The sequence below is a fragment of the Streptomyces sp. NPDC057623 genome, assembly GCF_042800355.1.
Classification (GTDB): Bacteria; Actinomycetota; Actinomycetes; order Streptomycetales; family Streptomycetaceae; genus Streptomyces.
The window spans coordinates 81,939-97,939 of the sequence record NZ_JBHVGZ010000033.1; the positions used below are offsets into that span (position 1 = coordinate 81,939).

At 71.7% G+C, this 16,001-nt stretch carries 15 protein-coding genes; 11 read left to right on the forward strand and 4 right to left on the reverse strand.

The window, feature by feature from the left end; all coding sequences use genetic code 11:
• Position 1 precedes the first annotated feature (1 nt).
• From ACFU95_RS29060 to ACFU95_RS29080, 5 genes are all read left to right on the forward strand, one after another.
• A complete protein-coding gene (locus tag ACFU95_RS29060) occupies positions 2–1,099 on the forward strand; it encodes a GNAT family N-acetyltransferase (RefSeq protein ID WP_383832994.1) in 1,098 nt (365 codons plus the stop codon).
• A gap of 391 nt (positions 1,100–1,490) precedes the next feature.
• Positions 1,491–2,312, forward strand: a complete 822-nt coding sequence (locus tag ACFU95_RS29065; RefSeq protein ID WP_383832996.1) for a glycosyltransferase family 2 protein — start codon at positions 1,491–1,493, stop codon at positions 2,310–2,312.
• Complete coding sequence (locus ACFU95_RS29070) at positions 2,309–3,343, forward strand: glycosyltransferase family 2 protein (protein WP_383832999.1); 1,035 nt, start codon at positions 2,309–2,311, stop codon at positions 3,341–3,343. Before ACFU95_RS29065 ends, ACFU95_RS29070 begins: the two co-directional genes overlap by 4 nt.
• Complete coding sequence (locus ACFU95_RS29075; RefSeq protein WP_383833002.1) at positions 3,340–4,140, forward strand: polysaccharide deacetylase family protein; 801 nt, start codon at positions 3,340–3,342, stop codon at positions 4,138–4,140. The genes ACFU95_RS29070 and ACFU95_RS29075 overlap by 4 nt, the downstream gene beginning before the upstream one ends.
• Positions 4,133–7,969, forward strand: a complete 3,837-nt coding sequence (locus ACFU95_RS29080; protein WP_383833005.1) for a lipopolysaccharide biosynthesis protein — start codon at positions 4,133–4,135, stop codon at positions 7,967–7,969. Before ACFU95_RS29075 ends, ACFU95_RS29080 begins: the two co-directional genes overlap by 8 nt.
• Positions 7,970–7,988: 19 nt before the next feature.
• On the opposite strand, the gene ACFU95_RS29085 is transcribed toward ACFU95_RS29080, so the two are convergent.
• On the reverse strand, positions 7,989–9,401 hold the full coding sequence (locus ACFU95_RS29085; protein ID WP_383833008.1) for a xylan 1,4-beta-xylosidase: 1,413 nt from the start codon (positions 9,399–9,401) through the stop codon (positions 7,989–7,991).
• Positions 9,402–9,609: 208 nt separating this feature from the next.
• On the opposite strand from ACFU95_RS29085, the gene ACFU95_RS29090 reads away from it, so the two are divergent.
• Together ACFU95_RS29090 and ACFU95_RS29095 are read left to right on the forward strand one after the other, a co-directional pair.
• Positions 9,610–10,704, forward strand: a complete 1,095-nt coding sequence (locus ACFU95_RS29090) for a DUF5925 domain-containing protein (protein WP_383833011.1) — start codon at positions 9,610–9,612, stop codon at positions 10,702–10,704.
• A 23-nt stretch (positions 10,705–10,727) separates the two neighbouring features.
• Positions 10,728–11,498: a DUF72 domain-containing protein gene (locus ACFU95_RS29095; protein ID WP_383833014.1), complete on the forward strand. Its 771-nt coding sequence runs from the start codon at positions 10,728–10,730 to the stop codon at positions 11,496–11,498.
• Here ACFU95_RS29095 and ACFU95_RS29100 read toward each other — a convergent pair whose 3' ends face one another.
• The gene (locus ACFU95_RS29100; RefSeq protein ID WP_383833017.1) at positions 11,499–11,867 is read right to left on the reverse strand and encodes a GntR family transcriptional regulator; all 369 of its coding nucleotides are present in this window, start codon (positions 11,865–11,867) and stop codon (positions 11,499–11,501) included.
• A gap of 70 nt (positions 11,868–11,937) precedes the next feature.
• On the opposite strand from ACFU95_RS29100, the gene ACFU95_RS29105 reads away from it, so the two are divergent.
• Both ACFU95_RS29105 and ACFU95_RS29110 read left to right on the forward strand, forming a co-directional pair.
• The gene (locus ACFU95_RS29105; protein WP_383833020.1) at positions 11,938–12,867 is read left to right on the forward strand and encodes a GNAT family N-acetyltransferase; all 930 of its coding nucleotides are present in this window, start codon (positions 11,938–11,940) and stop codon (positions 12,865–12,867) included.
• The gene (locus tag ACFU95_RS29110) at positions 12,848–13,348 is read left to right on the forward strand and encodes a DUF402 domain-containing protein (protein WP_383833023.1); all 501 of its coding nucleotides are present in this window, start codon (positions 12,848–12,850) and stop codon (positions 13,346–13,348) included. Before ACFU95_RS29105 ends, ACFU95_RS29110 begins: the two co-directional genes overlap by 20 nt.
• Before the next feature lie 10 nt (positions 13,349–13,358).
• Here ACFU95_RS29110 and ACFU95_RS29115 read toward each other — a convergent pair whose 3' ends face one another.
• Positions 13,359–13,985 (reverse strand): class I SAM-dependent methyltransferase, encoded by a 627-nt coding sequence (locus tag ACFU95_RS29115; RefSeq protein WP_383833026.1) that lies wholly within the window; start codon positions 13,983–13,985, stop codon positions 13,359–13,361.
• A gap of 140 nt (positions 13,986–14,125) precedes the next feature.
• Here ACFU95_RS29115 and ACFU95_RS29120 point away from each other — a divergent pair, with 140 nt between their 5' ends.
• Positions 14,126–14,263, forward strand: coding sequence for a hypothetical protein (locus ACFU95_RS29120; protein ID WP_383833028.1), 138 nt, complete (start codon positions 14,126–14,128; stop codon positions 14,261–14,263).
• 27 nt (positions 14,264–14,290) lie between these two features.
• Here the strand turns inward: ACFU95_RS29120 and ACFU95_RS29125 are convergent, their stop codons facing one another.
• A complete protein-coding gene (locus ACFU95_RS29125) occupies positions 14,291–14,740 on the reverse strand; it encodes a GNAT family N-acetyltransferase (RefSeq protein WP_383833031.1) in 450 nt (149 codons plus the stop codon).
• A 167-nt stretch (positions 14,741–14,907) separates the two neighbouring features.
• Here ACFU95_RS29125 and ACFU95_RS29130 point away from each other — a divergent pair, with 167 nt between their 5' ends.
• Positions 14,908–15,933: a lytic polysaccharide monooxygenase gene (locus tag ACFU95_RS29130; RefSeq protein ID WP_383833034.1), complete on the forward strand. Its 1,026-nt coding sequence runs from the start codon at positions 14,908–14,910 to the stop codon at positions 15,931–15,933.
• The last annotated feature ends 68 nt before the right edge of the window (positions 15,934–16,001 follow it).

A 16,001-nucleotide genomic window follows, 5' to 3' on the forward strand; every position in this document is an offset into this window, starting at 1 on the left:
CGTGGACATCAGCGTGTACCGCCCCGGCGAGCTCAGCGCCGCCGACCGGGCGGCGTGGACCTCCTTGCAGTCCAAGGCCCATCTGCAGGGTTCGCCCGAGCTGGGCAACCCCTTCCTCTCGCCCGAGTTCGCGCTCGCGATCGGCCGCTGCCGGCGCGGGGTGCGGATCGCGGTCGTACGGGAGCGCGGCGAGCCGGCCGCCTTCTTCCCGTTCCAGCGCACGGCGACCGGCGTGGGCCGGGCCATCGGACTCGGCGTCTCGGACGCCCAGGGAGTCGTGCACCGACCCGGGTTCACCTGGGACGCCCGGGAGCTGCTGAAGGCGTGCGGGCTCGCCGTGTGGGAGTTCGACCACCTGGTGGAGGGCCAGGCGGCGTTCGAGTCGGACGCCGCCGGCACGTTCCCGTCCCCGGTCATGGACATCGACCAGGGGTACGAGGCGTATCTGAGCCAACTGCGGGAGCGGTCACCGAAGTTCACGAAGACGACGCTCGCCAAGGAGCGCAAGCTCGGCCGGGACCACGACGGCGTGCGGTACGTGCACGACGAGCGCGATCCGGCGGCCCTGCGCACGCTGATGGCGTGGAAGTCCGCGCAGTACCGCAGGACCGGGCGCAGCGACCGCTTCGCGCACGAGTGGATCACCCGGCTCGTCGAGCAGCTGTTCCACACCCGTTCCGAGCCGTTCGCGGGGATCCTGTCGGTGCTGTACGCGGGCGGCGAGTCGATCGCCGCGCACTTCGGGCTGCGCGGCGAGCGGGTGCTGGCGTGCTGGTTCCCGGCCTACGACCCGGCGTTCTCGAAGTACTCGCCGGGCCTGGTCCTGCATCTGCGCATGGCCGAGGCGGCGGCCGCCGACGGCATCGCCTATCTGGACCTCGGGCGGGGCCAGAAGGAATACAAGGACTCCCTGAAGACACGCGAGCTGACGGTGTCGGAGGGGTGGGTGACCCGGCGTCACCCGGTCGCGTTCGGACACCGGGCACGGCGTGCTCCGGTCCGGGCGCTGCGCAACACCGTGCAGGCACGGCCGGGGCTGTTCGAACCGGCGGACCGCCTCCTCAAAGGCATGGGGAAGATCCGTTCGGGACGCCGGTAACGGCTGAGACAACACGGCCGGTTACGGCCAAACCAACAAAAACGTGAGAGCTCGTTCCAGCTCTTGCCATACAGGCTCATTCATCAATACCGTCGTACATCTCACTCGCATCGGACTGTCAGCATGCGGCTCTAGGGGAGGGCTCAAGACCGCGACAGTCCCGGCGCGAGGCGCGGTAGGGGGGTGCTCGGTGACGGTGTCCGCACTTGTGACCGAGTCGTGCCGCGCGACCGGCTGCCGATTTTGGGTGGTCGGCCAGACATGCCAGCTCACCATGCGCGCACGGAGATCCTTTCGGCCGTGCCGTAGGTGAGATACCCCCCTTTCGAACCGGACAAAACACCGGGCCGCCCAGGGGCGGGCGGTCCACCGGACGAGAGGGACCAGACTCATGAGCTCTGTGCTGCGCCCGGCGGTCGCGGACCAAGGTCCGTCCACAGCCGGCAAGTACCGGCCCGTCTCCTCGCACCTGGCCATCGCGCCACCGGTCAGCGTGGTGATCCCGGCCATGAACGAGGCGGAGAACCTTCCGTACGTCTTCAAGACACTCCCGGACTGGATACACGAAGTGGTCCTGGTGGACGGCAACTCCACCGACGACACCGTCGACGTGGCCCGTGAGCTGTGGCCGGACGTCAAGGTCGTGCGACAGCGCGGGCGGGGCAAGGGGGATGCCCTGATCACCGGGTTCGAGGCGGCCACCGGCGACATCATCGTGATGGTCGACGCGGACGGCTCGGCCGACGGCAACGAGATCCTGAGCTACGTCTCCGCCCTGGTCTCGGGCGCGGACTTCGCCAAGGGGTCCCGCTTCGCCAACGGCGGCGGCACCGACGACATGACGCCGATCCGCAAGCTCGGCAACTGGGCGCTGTGCACGGCCGTCAACCGCAAGTTCGGCGCCCGCTACACCGATCTCTGCTACGGCTACAACGCGTTCTGGCGGCACTGCCTGGACAAGATCGACCTCGACTGCACCGGCTTCGAGGTGGAGACCCTGATGAACATCCGGGTCGTCAAGGCGGGGCTGAAGGTGCAGGAGATCCCCAGCCACGAGTACCTGCGTATCCACGGCACGAGCAATCTGCGGGCCGTGCGGGACGGGCTGAGGGTGCTCAAGGTGATCCTCCAGGAGCGCTCCAACCGGCGCGCCCTGCGCGGCCGCAGGAACCACTCCCAGGTGCTCGGCTCGGCCCGGGGAGAGGCGTCTTGAGCGGTCCCGACATCTCCGTCGTGATCTGCGTGTACACCGAGGACCGCTGGGAGGACATCCTCGCGGCGGTCTCCTCGGTGCGGGCGCAGGCGTATCCGGCCCTGGAGACGCTGCTGGTCGTCGACCACAACGCGGCGCTCCTGGACCGGCTGACCAAGGAGTACAAGGAGTCCGGGGAAGGCGCGACCGAGGTGCGGGTGCTCGCCAACGCGGGCCCCCGCGGCCTGTCCGCCGGCCGCAACACGGGGATCGCCGCCTCGTACGGCGAGGTGATCGCGTTCCTCGACGACGACGCGGTGGCCGAGCGCGACTGGCTGAGGCACTTCGCGGCCGGGTACGCCGACCCGCGGGTCATGGCCGTCGGCGGGCGCACCGAGCCGATCTGGGCGTCGGGGCGCCGGCCGGACTGGTTCCCGGAGGAGTTCGACTGGGTGGTGGGCTGCACCTACCGGGGCCTGCCGCACGGCCGCGTGAAGGTACGCAACGTCCTCGGCGGCAACGCCTCCTTCCGGCGTACGGCGTTCGACTTCGCGGGCGGTTTCGCCACCGGCATCGGACGCGACGGCGACCGGCTGCCGCTGGGCTGCGAGGAGACGGAGCTGTGCATCCGGCTCACCCGGGCCCGGCCCGACGCGGTCCTGCTGATCGACGACCGTGCGGTGATCCACCACCGGGTGCCCGGGCCGCGCGAGCACTTCCGGTACTTCCGCACCCGGACGTACGCCGAGGGCCTGTCGAAGGCGCTGGTGGCCCGAAGTGTGGGCACGGACAAGGGACTTGAGTCCGAACGCCGGTACACCACCCGGGTGCTGCCGGCCGGGGTGGCGCGCGGGCTGCGGGACGCGGTGCTGGCCCGGCCGGGCGGTGCGGGGCGGGCCGGGGCGATCGTCGCGGGGGTGCTGACGGCGGCCGGTGGGTACGTCGTGGGGAGTGTCCGGGCCCGCCGGGGCGACGTTACGTACTCGGTGGCGGGGATCGAAGGGAAAGCCGGCACCGAGGGGGAGGCCGGCGTCGAGGGGGGCAGCGGATGACCGACGGGCGCGTACCGATTCTCATGTACCACGCCGTCTCCACCTCGCCGAACGACGCCACCCGGGAGCTGTCGGTGGCGCCGGAGGCGTTCGCGGAACAGATGGCGCTGATCGGCGATCTCGGGCTCACGCCCGTGACGACCGCCGATCTCGCGGCGCGCTGGCGCTCGGGCGGGCCGCTGCCGGAGCGGCCGGTGCTGATCACCTTCGACGACGGCTACGAGGGCGTGCACCGGCACGCCCTGCCCGTGCTCGCCAAGCACGGCTTCCCGGCCACTGTGTTCGTCTCCACGGGCTGGCTGAAGGGGCCGCACGACACCGGAGGCGGCCTGGACACCATGCTCGACTGGGACCAGGTCCGCGAACTCGCGGAGGCGGACGTCGAGATCGGCGGCCACAGCCACACGCATCCGCAGCTGGACCAGCTGCCGGACGACAGGCTGCGCTCCGAGCTGATCCTCTGCAAGGAGATCGTCAGCGACGAACTCGGCGCCGTCCCGGCCTCGTTCGCCTACCCGTACGGCTACTCCAGCCGCCGGGTGCGCGAGGCGGTGCACGAGACGGGGTACGCCCAGGCGCTGGCCGTCAACAACGGCCTCGCGCGGCGGCGGCAGGGGCCGTACGCCCTCACCCGCCTCACCGTGCGCCGCACCACCGGCGCCGAGGAGTTCCGGCGGATGGTCGAGGGCCGTGCCATCGCCCGCACCTTCGCCCGGGACCGTGCCCTGACCAAGGGGTACGCCGTGGTCCGCAGAGCCCGACAGGTCCGCCGGAAGGCCATCCGTTCCCGTGTCTGACACGACGACCACGACCGAGCCCGCGTCGACCGACAGTGCGGCGCCCGAGCAGTCGGGGCGCCGGCTTCGCCTGCCCGGCATGGGCGGGTCCTCCGGGGGCAGTCAGCTGTTCCGCAACGCCTACGCCCTGATGATCAACACGGGCATCTCCGCCGTACTGGGGCTCGGCTTCTGGCTGGCCGCCGCGCGCTACTACTCCGAGTCCGCGGTCGGGCAGGGCTCCGCCGCGATCGCCGCGATGAAGTTCCTCGCGGGACTGACCGCGGTGACGCTGACGGGAGCGCTGGCCCGTTTCATCCCGGTGGCGGGCCGACGCAGCGGGCGGCTGATCTTCCGGACGTACGCGGGCAGTTGTGTGGTGGTCGCGCTGGCGGCGGGCGGCTTCCTGCTGACGCTGGACCTGTGGGGGCCGTCGTACCGGTTCCTGAACGGACCGGTCAACGGACTCTTCTTCGTCGTGGCCGTCATCGCCTGGAACCTGCTCACGCTCCAGGACGGTGTGCTGACGGGGCTGCGCAGCGCGGTGTGGGTGCCGGTCGGCAACACCGTGTTCTCGGCGGTGAAGCTGGGCCTGCTGGTGGCCTTCGCGGTGGCGATCCCCACCGCGGGGGTCTTCGTCTCGTGGGTCGCGGCGATCGCGGTGTCCGTGCTGCCGCTGGGCTGGCTGGTGTTCCGGCGTCTGGTGCCACGCCATGTGAAGGCGACGGAGGAGCACACCCGTCCGCCGTCCCTGCGGGAGATCGGGAGGTTCCTGGCGGGCGACTACACCGGCTCGCTGTTCTCCCTCGCCGTGGTCTATCTCATCCCGGTGATCGTGGCCGCGCAGGTCTCCGCCGAGGACAACGCCTACTTCTACATCACGGCCACCATCGGTGGCACGGTCAACCTGCTCGCCATCAACATGGGCGCCTCCCTCACCGTCGAGGGCTCGCACGACCCGAGGCGGCTGGCCGCCAACACCCGGGCCGCGCTGCGGCGCATGGCGCGGATCATGGTGCCGGTCGCGGCGATCCTGTTCTTCGGGGCGCCCTGGATCCTGGGCGTCTTCGGCCAGGGGTACGCGGTCGCGGCGACTCCGCTGCTGCGCTGGTTCGCGGTCGGCGCGCTGCTGCGGGTCGTCATGGAGACGTACTTCGCGGTCCTGCGCGCGCAGAGCCGCACCGCCGGACTGGCCTGGCTGCAGGGCCTGCTGTGCGCCCTGGTGCTCGGTCTGACGCTGCTGCTGCTCCCCCGGATGGGCCTGACCGGCGCCGGTGTCGCCGAGATCGTCGCCCTCTCGGTGATCGTCACGATCGCCGCGCCCAAGCTGTACCGGACCGCGCGGGCGACCTCGGCCGAGGTCCCCGAGGACGCGGCCCCCGACGGTGACCTCGCCGACCTGGGGGCGCGCGAGGTGCCCGAGGGGGCGCGCAGGCGCGGGCCCGGATGGGCGCTCGACACCGACACCCTCGCGCTCGGCATCCACGTCGACTTCGACCACCTGGAACGCCGCCCCGACGTCCGCCCGGGACCCGGCACACCGCCCACGGGCACGCCGCCGGTCCGCCCGGACCACCGGCCGGCCTGGGCCCGCAAGCCGGAACTCGGGCTGCCGGTGGAGGAGAGGGAGCCGGGCTCGGAGGCGTCGACGGGGCCCGCGGAGGTGGACGCGCCGTTCGAGGCCGACTTCGACGCGGGCAAGGGCGAAGAGGCCGTACCGGAGGAGCGCGAGGAGGCTGCCGTACGGCAGGAGTCCGCCGTACGGGAAGAGCCGCCCATGCGCGAAGAGGCCGTACGACCGTCCGACGCGCCCTCGCCGACTTGGCGTGAGCGGCTGCTGCCCACCCGCCTCGGGGTCGTCCTCGGCTGTCTGCTGACCGCCGCGCTGCTGCTGTACTGGGTGCCCGCGCTGCGGCTCGGCGAGGCCGATCTGGACGGCATGGGCGGGCTCGGGCTGATCTCGGTGCTGCCGACGCCCACCCTGGTCGGCGCCGCGCTGCTCGCGGTGGTGTTCGCCTCGCTGCTGTGGCTGGGCCGGGAGCACCGGGCGTTGCTGCTGGTCACCCTGCTCGCGACGGTCGTGTCACTGCACGCCCTGCCCGCGCTGATCGAGACCGAGCCGCGGTTCGCGACGGCCTGGCAGCACCTCGGCTTCCTCGACTACATCGACCGCACCGGGTCGGCCGTGCCCGACCTGGACGCGCGCTGGAGCTGGCCCGGCTTCTTCGCGGTGGCCGCGTTCGCCGCGAAGGCGTGCGGGGTGAGCGACCTCAGCGAGGTCATCCGCTGGTGGCCGCTGGCCATGCAACTGCTCTACCTGGTCCCGATGTTCCTGCTGGTGCGCTCGATGCGGGCGAGCTGGCGGGCCCGGTGGACCGGCATCTGGATCTTCGTGCTCAGCGGCTGGGTGGGCCAGGACTACTTCTCACCGCAGGGCTTCACGTACCTGCTGTACCTCGTCTTCGCGGCGATCCTGCTGGTCTGGTTCCGGGCGCCGGGGGTGCTCTGGACGAAGCGCCGTCCCGGCGAGGTCGAGGTCGAGCCGGCGAACCGGCGGCAGCAGGCCGTGCTGCTGGCGGTCGTGATCGGGCTGTTCGCGGCGAGCGTCCCGGCCCACCAGCTCACGCCGTTCGTGATGCTGGGCGTGCTGACGGGGCTCGTCCTGATCGGCAAGTCCGAACTGCGGGGCCTGCCCATCCTGTTCGGCGTCATGGTGACGGTCTGGATCGGCTTCCTCGCCGAGCCGTACTGGTCGGGGCACTTCGACGAACTCTTCGGCGGCGTCGGCGGCGTCGGCAGCAACGTGTCGTCCTCCGTCTCCGGCCGTATCGAGGGCGGCAGTTCCACCCACAAGCTGGTGCTGTACACGCGTGTGCTGCTGGCCGGCGGGGTGATGGCCTTCGCCTGCTGGGGCTGGTGGCGCCGACGCTTCCACCACTACCGCGAGCGCTCGCTCCTCGTCCTCACCTTCGTGCCGTTCCTGGGCTTCGGCATGCAGTCGTACGGCGGCGAGATGGCGCTGCGCGTCTTCATGTTCGCCCTGCCCGGCGCGGCCCTGCTGGCCGGACTCGCCCTCTTCCCGCGCACCGGCGTCACCGCCAAGGAGCGCGACAAGGACAAGGTGAGCCTCGCCCCGCTGGCCGCGCTCATGGCGGGCCTCGTCCTCATGGGCGGCTTCCTGGTGGCCCGCTGGGGCAACGAGCCGTTCGAGCGGATCCGGCCCGGCGAGGTCGCCGCCATGGAGTACGTGTACGCCCATGACGATCCGACCGTGCGGCTGCTGTGGCTGAGCGACGACCCGGTCAACGTCGTGACGCCGTCGATGCCGTGGGGCTCGCGGGACATGGAGAAGGTGGAGTACCTGCCGACGCTGGCGCCGCCTGACCCGGTGCTGGTGTCGGGCCTGGTCAAGGCGCTCAAGGACGCGGGCCCGAACTCGTATCTGATGATCAACCGTGGTCAGGTCACCTATCTGCGGATGGACGTGGGCTATTCGGCGACCTGGGAGTCGCGGCTGATCCGGAACCTGGACGAGCGGCGGGAGCTGAAGAAGGTCTTCGCCAACACCGACGTGACGATGTACGCGCTGCGCGAGCAGCCGGCGGGCGAGGTCCCGAAGGCCGATCCCGGTCCGATCGGGCCGCAGGTGACCTGGACGCCGTGGTCGGTGGTCGGGGGCCTGGCGGCCATCGCGCTGATCCTGCTGCTGACGGCCCGCGAGATCGTCCGGGTGGCCGTGCCGCCGAGCGTGCGGCAGCTGCGGTGGCTGCAGAGCAGCTTCTGGTTCTCGCTGCCGCTGCTGGCGGTGCTGCTGGCTTCGCTGGTGCAGCGGTTCCTGACGATCGAATAGGGGCTGGAGGGCGAGTGGCTCAGCGCTTGAGCCACTTCACCTCGTACGCCTGGAGCTCGACCTTCTCGCCGTCGACCTTCGCACCGGTGTGCCGGTCGAGGGTGTTGACCAGCAGGATCACCTTGTCCGTGGCCAGGACCCGGACGTCGGGTGTGTCCACGGACACCTTCCTGTGCTCGGTGCCGGGCCGGAACTCCTTGCCGAACCGTGCGAGCAGGTCGTACATCGGCAGCTTCTCGCCGCCCCGCGCGGTCTCGGTCGGCGTCCACAGGCAGCCGGCGCAGTCGGTGCCCCTCTCCTTTTCCGGGTTCCAGTAGAACGCGGAGGTGGCGCCGCCCTTGGCCAGAGCCATCATTCCGGCGGCCTGGACGGCGACCCGGCGGGCTTCGGACCAGCCCTTGCGGTCGTCGTTGCCGTCGGCGGGCTCGACGTAGTACTCGGCCCACCACAGCGGCAGGTCACCGGTCTGCCGCCGCACCCACCGGCTGACGGCCGTGAACTTGTCGGTGGCCGTGAACTCGTCGGGCAGCAGTTCGTCGTCCCGGGTGTAGCTGGAGCCGTCCACGACGACGAAGTCGGCGCCCGCCTTGTGCTCGTTCCAGTACCCGAAGGCGTCGACGGTGCGCTGGTCGAGGGCGCCCCAGGGGCCGGTGAGGGCCTTCGACGCCTCCGCGGCGCGCGGGTCGACACTGTCCATCACGAGGTACGGCCCGCCGACCATGATGTCCGGGTTGACCTTCTTCAACGCCTTGTACACGAGGTTGTAGAGCCGGGTGTAGCCCTCGTGGTCCCAGCGGGCCTCGGCGTCGTTCCAGAAGCCCTTGAACTCGTTCCACACGATGAAGTGGCGTACGTCGGGATAGCGCTTGGCGACGGTCACGGCGAGCGCGGCGAAGTCCTCGAAGTGCTCGGGCTCGGGCGCCGTCTCCAGCGCGGACTGGCTCCAGTCCGTGTGGTCGACGCCCGCCTCGCCGCCCTTCATCCAGTCGGGGGCGCAGCACAGGGTGACGACCGGGGTGCTGCCGGAGGCGCGGACGAAGTCGATGCGGCGGTCCATCGCCTCGAAGTCGTAGCGCCCCTCGACCGGTTCGGGGTTGTCGGCGCCCCACCCCATGACGTGCTGGATCTGCGGCAGTCCTCCGGCGTCCGCGAGCCGTCCCTCGACGCGCTTGACGGCTGCGGCGGCGCCCTCGTCGGCGCTGTGCTGGGTGTGCGTGAACCCCCAGCCGACCTCGGGGTTCGTGGCGTCCGGCGTGGCGGTCGGGTTGCCGTGCACCTTGTCGCCGTCGCGTGTGGTGCCCTCGGTGCTCGCGCCGCTGCCGGGAAGCGTGTTGAGCAGGGTCACCACCAGGGCCAGAGCGGCCACCCCCACACCGAGCAGCGCGGTGAGCCGCCACCGCCGTGCCCCCGAATTCCACCCATGACGTCCCATCAAGGACAACGGTAACGGGGGTGACAGCCGCTCGGGCAGGTTTCGTCACTACACGGTCCTGTAACAGGACGGAGGGCGCGCGGGGTGCGGCGCGCGCGCCTCGGACACGGCTCGGGGCGGGCCGCTCCGGCCCCCGGACATGGACCGTTGGCGGTACGTGGCACGGAAACCGGGTGCACCGGGCCGCCGTGTGCCGGATCATGGCCGCATGTCTGCGAACCCACACGACGCTCTGCCGATCCGGCTCAACGTCGACGACAGCGACTCGCCGTCCGACGTCGTCGACGCGCTGTTCCTCGGCCGCTTCGCGACGGGCGAGCAGCCGTACTCGCACGCGGTGAACATCGACCGCGTACGGTCCGGTGCGACGCTGCTGCCGCCGGGCGCCCGGGTGCTGCGCGCCGCCCGCGACGACGACCGCAGCGCGACGCTGGCGGAGGGCGACGGCTGGACCCTGCTGGTCTCCCGCTGGAACCGGGGCGCCGACGTCACGGTGACCGCGACCAGCGAGGAACTGGCGGCGCGCGTCCTGGGCGAGGCGACGGACGGCGCGGCGGACGAGCCCGAGCCGCAGCCGGAGAACGTGACCATGGGCTTCTGGTACGTCTCCCCCAGGCGCGGCCCGCACCGCACGACCCGGCAGATCTCGGCGGGCACCTGGGACGAGGTGCGGGCGAACTACACCGCGCCGGTGGCGGACGCCATGGACGGCCTGATGAAGACGACCCCGGAGGACATCGCGGGCCGCCTGCTCCTGCTGCACGGCCCGCCGGGCACGGGCAAGACGTCGGCGCTGCGCACGCTGGCGCGCTCCTGGCGGGACTGGTGCCAGGTCGACTGTGTCCTGGACCCCGAGCGGCTGTTCAGCGACGTCGGCTACCTGATGGACATCGCGATCGGTGAGGACGACTCCACGGGCAAGGGCCGCTGGCGGCTGCTGCTCCTGGAGGACTGCGACGAGCTGATCCGCGGCGAGGCGAAGCACACGGCGGGCCAGGCGTTGTCGCGGTTGCTGAACCTGACGGACGGCCTGCTGGGCCAGGGCCGCAACGTCCTGGTCGGCGTCACCACCAACGAGGACCTGGAGCGCCTGCACCCCGCCGTGGTCCGCCCCGGACGCTGTCTGGCCCGCATCGAGGTGGGGGCGCTGACGCGCCCGGAGGCGACGAGCTGGCTGGGCACGGAGGAGGGCATCGGCCGTGAGGGAGCCACGCTGGCGGAGTTGTACGCGCTGAGGCGGGGCACCTCCCCGACGTCGCTGCCGGACCCGAGGGACGGGGCGGACGCGGGGCTGTACCTGTAGCCCTCCGGTGCTTTGATGGATGTATGACCCTGTTCGTCGGGACGTCGGGGTGGCAGTACAAGGACTGGCGTGGTGCCCTCTACCCCGCCGACGTGCCCGTGCGCCTGTGGCTGGAGGAGTACACGGAGCACTTCGCCACGGTGGAGATCAACAACGCGTTCTACCGGTTGCCGACGCGGGAGAACTTCGAGGCGTGGCGTGACCGGGTACCCGCGGACTTCGTGGTCGCGGTGAAGGCGAGCCGCTACCTCACCCACATCAAGCGCCTCAAGGATCCCGAGGAGCCGGTCCACCGTCTGATGTCCCACGCGGCGGGCCTGGGCGACCGCCTGGGGCCGGTACTCCTCCAGCTCCCGCCGACCCTGCGCGCCGATGCGGCCCTCCTGGACGCCTGCCTGGCCCGCTTCCCGTCGGGAACGCGGATCGCGGTCGAGCCCCGCCACGAGTCCTGGTGGGCACCCGAGACCCGCGAGGTGCTGGAGTCCCGAGCGGCCGCCCTGTGCTGGGCCGACGTCCGGGCCCGTCCGGTGACTCCTTTGTGGCGCACCACCGATTGGGGCTACGTCCGCTTCCACGAGGGCCGCGCACACCCCTGGCCCCGCTACGGCCGGCGCTCCCTGGAGACCTGGGTCGACCGCATCGCGACCACCTGGTCCGACGCCGAGGACACCTACGTGTATTTCAACAACGACCCCGGTGGGGCAGCGGTGGAGGACGCGGTGGCCTTCGGGAGGGCGGCGACGCGAGCGGGCCTCACGGTGACCCGCACGCCGGGGTTCGCCGCACGCCGCTGACTACGCGCCGTAGGCCGCCCGCAGGGCGTCCCGCACGGCCGCCAGCGCGTCGGCCTCCGCGAGCCCGAGTCGCCGGGCCCGCTCCACGTACGCCTGCGCGGCCGACGCCAGCTCACGCTCGGCGGCCGAGCCGGCGGCCGCCACGAACGTGCCGTTGCGGCCCCGTGTCTCGATCACCCCGTCGCTCTCCAGCGCCCGGTACGCCTTGGCCACGGTGTTGGCCGCCAGCCCCAGCGACTCCGCCAGCCCCCGCACGGTAGGCAGCCGGTACCCCACCGGCAGCACCCCCGACCGCGCCTGCTCGGAGATCTGCGCCCGCACCTGCTCGTAGGGCGCGGCACTGTCATCGATGTGGATCTTCAAGGTCACGCAGCGATTGTCCCGTACCCGTCGGAAAATGAGAGGCGCCCCCGCGCCGGTCCCCCTAGCGTGCGCGGTGATGACTGTAAACGTGCGCCCCCTCCGTCCCGAGGTCCGAGCCGACGTCGAGGGCTTCTCCCGCGTCCGCCACCTCGCCCTCCCCTTCTTCTTGGCGACGCCGGACTCCCTCACCTACGACGTCACCCACATGCATCCCGACGCCCACTACCGGCCGCTCGTCGCGGAGGAGGACGGCGAGGTGATCGGCACCGCCCAGGTCGGGCTCGTCCACGACAGCCCGGAGCCCGGCCAGGGGTACGTCAACGTGTACGTCCACCCGGAGCGCACCCGTCGCGGCGCGGGCACGCTGCTGGTCCGCGCGGCCGAGGAGTACCTGGCCGAGCGGGGAGCGACCAGGCTGTTCGCCTGGATCCTCGACGGGCCGGGCAACCGCGCCTTCGCCGAACGGCACGGCTACCGTGAGGGCCGCTCGGCGCACTTCTTGCGCCTGGACCTGGCGGACGGCACGCTGCCGCCGCTTCGGACCCCGCCCCCGGGCGTCGAGCTGCGCACGGCGGCCGACTTCGCGGACGATCCGCGCCCGCTGTTCGAGCTGGACGCGGAGACGGCGTCGGACGAACCGAGCGACGTCACCTACGAGTTCACGGACTACGAGGCCTGGCTGGAGGAGACCTGGAACCACCCCCTCCTCCATCACGAGCTGACCTCCGTCGCCGTCGTCGACGGCCGTCCCGCCGCCTTCAGCCTGGCCCGTACGGACGGCGGCACCCGGTACGCCTCCGGCATGACCGGCACCGCCCGCGCCTTCCGCGGCCGGGGCCTGGCCAAGCTCGCCAAGAACGACTCCCTGCACCGCGCCCGTGCCGCCGGTCTCACGGAGGCGTTCACGGGCAACGACACCGGCAACGGCCCGATGCTCGCCATCAACAAGTGGTTCGGGTACGAGATCTGCGCGACGGAGGTGCGCTATGTCCGCGAACTCGGCTGACCGGGGACGTCCGCTGGACTTGGTCCTGGTCAAGGCCGGCCGTACGAAGATCCGTTACGCGGCCGAACCGCTCTCCGACGACGGCACCCGTGTCGTCGTCCGCGCCCCCTGGTCCGGTGCCGGGGTCCGCGACTTCGGTTTCGTCCGCTTCGAGCCGGGTGACGTCTTCACCGAGTACTACTGGCGCGACCGCTGGTACGCGGTGAAGGAGGTCCGCGACGCCTCGGGCGCCCTCAAGGGCTGGTACTGCGACATCACCCGCCCGGCCACGCTGTCCGGCGCGGAGCTGGTCGTCGAGGACCTCGACCTGGACCTGTGGTGCTCCGCCGACGGCACGGACGTACGCCGTCTGGACGAGGACGAGTTCGCCGAGAGCGGTCTCGAACGGACGGATCCGCAGGCCGCCGCGGCCGCCCTGTCGGCGCTGGACGCCCTGGAGGAACTGGCGCGCGGGGACGGCCTCGGCGGGCTCCTGGCGTAGCCCCACCCGGTCAGTTCACCGTCGCCACGGCCGCGTACCGCTCGTCGTCCACGTCCTTGCCCCACAGCCGCGCGTCTTCGGACAGGCGCTCCACGCGCACGTCCTCGGCGAGCGGGGCGAGGAGGGCGGCGAGCCGGTCCGCCGGTATGCCGGCCGTCGGCGCGGTGCTCCCCCACACCCCCTCGACCAGCACGAACCGCCCTCCCGGGCGCAGCAGCCCCCGCCAGTGCCGCAGGACCCGGCCCGGGTCGGGCAGGGCCCACAGGACGTGCCGTACGAGCACCACGTCGAACCGCTCCTCCCCGACCGGTGGTGCCGCCGCGTCACCGACGAGGAAGGCCGCGTCACGGCCGGCCGGCTTGGCGCGGGCTCGGTCGACCATCACCGGGGAGCGGTCCACCCCTGTGACCCGGTGTCCCTGTTCGGCCGCGAGGAGGGACAGGCTGCCGGTGCCGCAGCCGAGGTCGAGGAGGTCGGACGCCCGCTCGGGCAGCCAGGACCGCAGCCGGGAGGACCAGGCCCGGCGCACCTCGGGGTCGCGCAGGCCGTGGTCCGGCTCGTCGTCGAAGGACGCGGCCGCCGCGTCCCAGTCCACGTCCATACCCGTCTGTGTGATGGCGCGTTCACCGTTCGTCATGGGCCCAGAGTGACACCCGCCACTGACAGTGGGTTTCGTGACAACGGCCACTGACAGGACCGGCGGCGATGAGGAACTCTCGCCAAAAGGGTCTATCTCCGTGACACAGCGGAACTCGATAGGCACTGAAGGAGGCAGCCATGCGCCGTGTGACCGTGCAGAAGCCCCTGAAGAGGAAGACTGATTCCCGCCGGCTCCGGGAGGAGGCGGACGAGTCCCCCTCGGGACGACCCGAGGTCCGCAAGGACATCGCGCGAACCTGGTGGCCGGAAGGCTGAAACGCCCTGCCGGCCGCGCGAAACGCGTCAGGCGATCCGCTTGCGGTAGTGGACACGGTCGTACGGCCCGTCCATGCGGCGCTCGACGACCTCGTAGCCGTACCTCGGGTAGATCTTCTGGTTCTCCCACATCAGCGCGTTCGTGTAGAGCCTGACCTCGGGCAGGCCGAGCGCACGCGCGCGTGCGTCCACGAAACGCAGCAGCCGTCGCCCCACACCCCTGCCGTGCGCGTCGGGGTGGACGGCGATGCTGTCGAGGAACAGATGGTCCTCGTACGCCTCCAGCACGACGAGCCCGATCACGGGCTCGCCCGTGACGAACACCTTCCCTGCGGCCACGTTCGCCGCGTGGTCCGCCTCCATGGGCACGGGCGCCCGTCCGATGCGCTCGATGTAGGGGTGATAGGCGGCATCGGTCACGCCCTTCACGGCTGGTACGTCGGCGGCGACCGCCGCCCTGATGTCGTCGTCCCTCATACCGCGACGGTACCTACCTGATCGCAGTCTCAGCACTCCCTTAAGGCGACCCTAAAGATCGCCATCACCCGCCTCCAGCAGGCGATTTCGCGGTTTCCTCGGGCTAGCTTCTGATCGCCCCCACGGGATTCACCCCACGCGTCAGAGCCCCCTTGAGGAGATCTTCCATGCCCGCACGCCGCAAGGCCGCCGCCGTCGCCACCCTCGGCCTGACCCCGCTCGCCCTGACCGCCCTCGCCACCGCGCCCGCCTCGGCGCACGGTTCGATGGGCGATCCGGTCAGCCGGGTCTCGCAGTGCTACGCGGAGGGCCCGGAGAGCCCGAAGTCCGACGCGTGCGGGGCGGCGGTCGCGGCCGGCGGTACACAGGCCCTCTACGACTGGAACGGCATACGCATCGGCAACGCGGACGGCCGCCACCAGGAGCTGATCCCGGACGGCAGGCTGTGCAGCGCGAACAGCGACGAGTTCAAGGGCCTCGATCTCGCCCGCGCCGACTGGCCGGCGACGAGCGTGAGCAGTGGGCCGTACACCTTCAAGTACCGCGTGACCGCCCCGCACAAGGGCACCTTCAAGGTGTACATCACCAAGGCGGGTTACGACCCCGCCAAGCCGCTGGCCTGGGACGACCTGGATCTGGCGAACCCGGTGGCGACGGCCACCGACCCGGCGGCCTCGGGCGGCTTCTACACGTTCTCCGGCACCCTGCCCGAGCGCTCCGGCAAGCAGCTGCTGTACGCGGTCTGGCAGCGCTCGGACAGCCCGGAGGCGTTCTACTCCTGCTCGGACGTGGCCTTCGGCGGCGGTGACGGCAGCGGCTCGGGCAACGGTGGCGGCGCCACCGACGACACCGGCTCCGGCAGCGAGGCCGCCGCGCCCGCCCCGAGTGCCTCCGCACCCTCCGAGGAGCAGATCGAGGAGGGTGCCGACCAGTCGACGATCGAGCACCACGGCCACGGGGACCAGGACGCCGCTACGTCGGCGGAGCCGGGCGCGGCGACCGAGGAGGAGGGGTCCGGGTCCGTCCCGGCCAACCGGCCGAAGGCCGCGGGCGCCACCGAGAACCTCGCCGAGACCGGCGGGGACAGCGGCACGGCGTATCTCGCGATGGGCGGTGCGGCGACCCTGGCACTCGGCTCGGCGGTCCTGTTCGCGTCGGTGCGCCGACGGGCGGCCGGCGGCGCTCGCCGCTGACCCAGGGCTCCGGGGGGTTGCCCTTCGCTCCCGGCCTCCCCCCCCCCCCTGTTCTTCCTTCCTTCCTC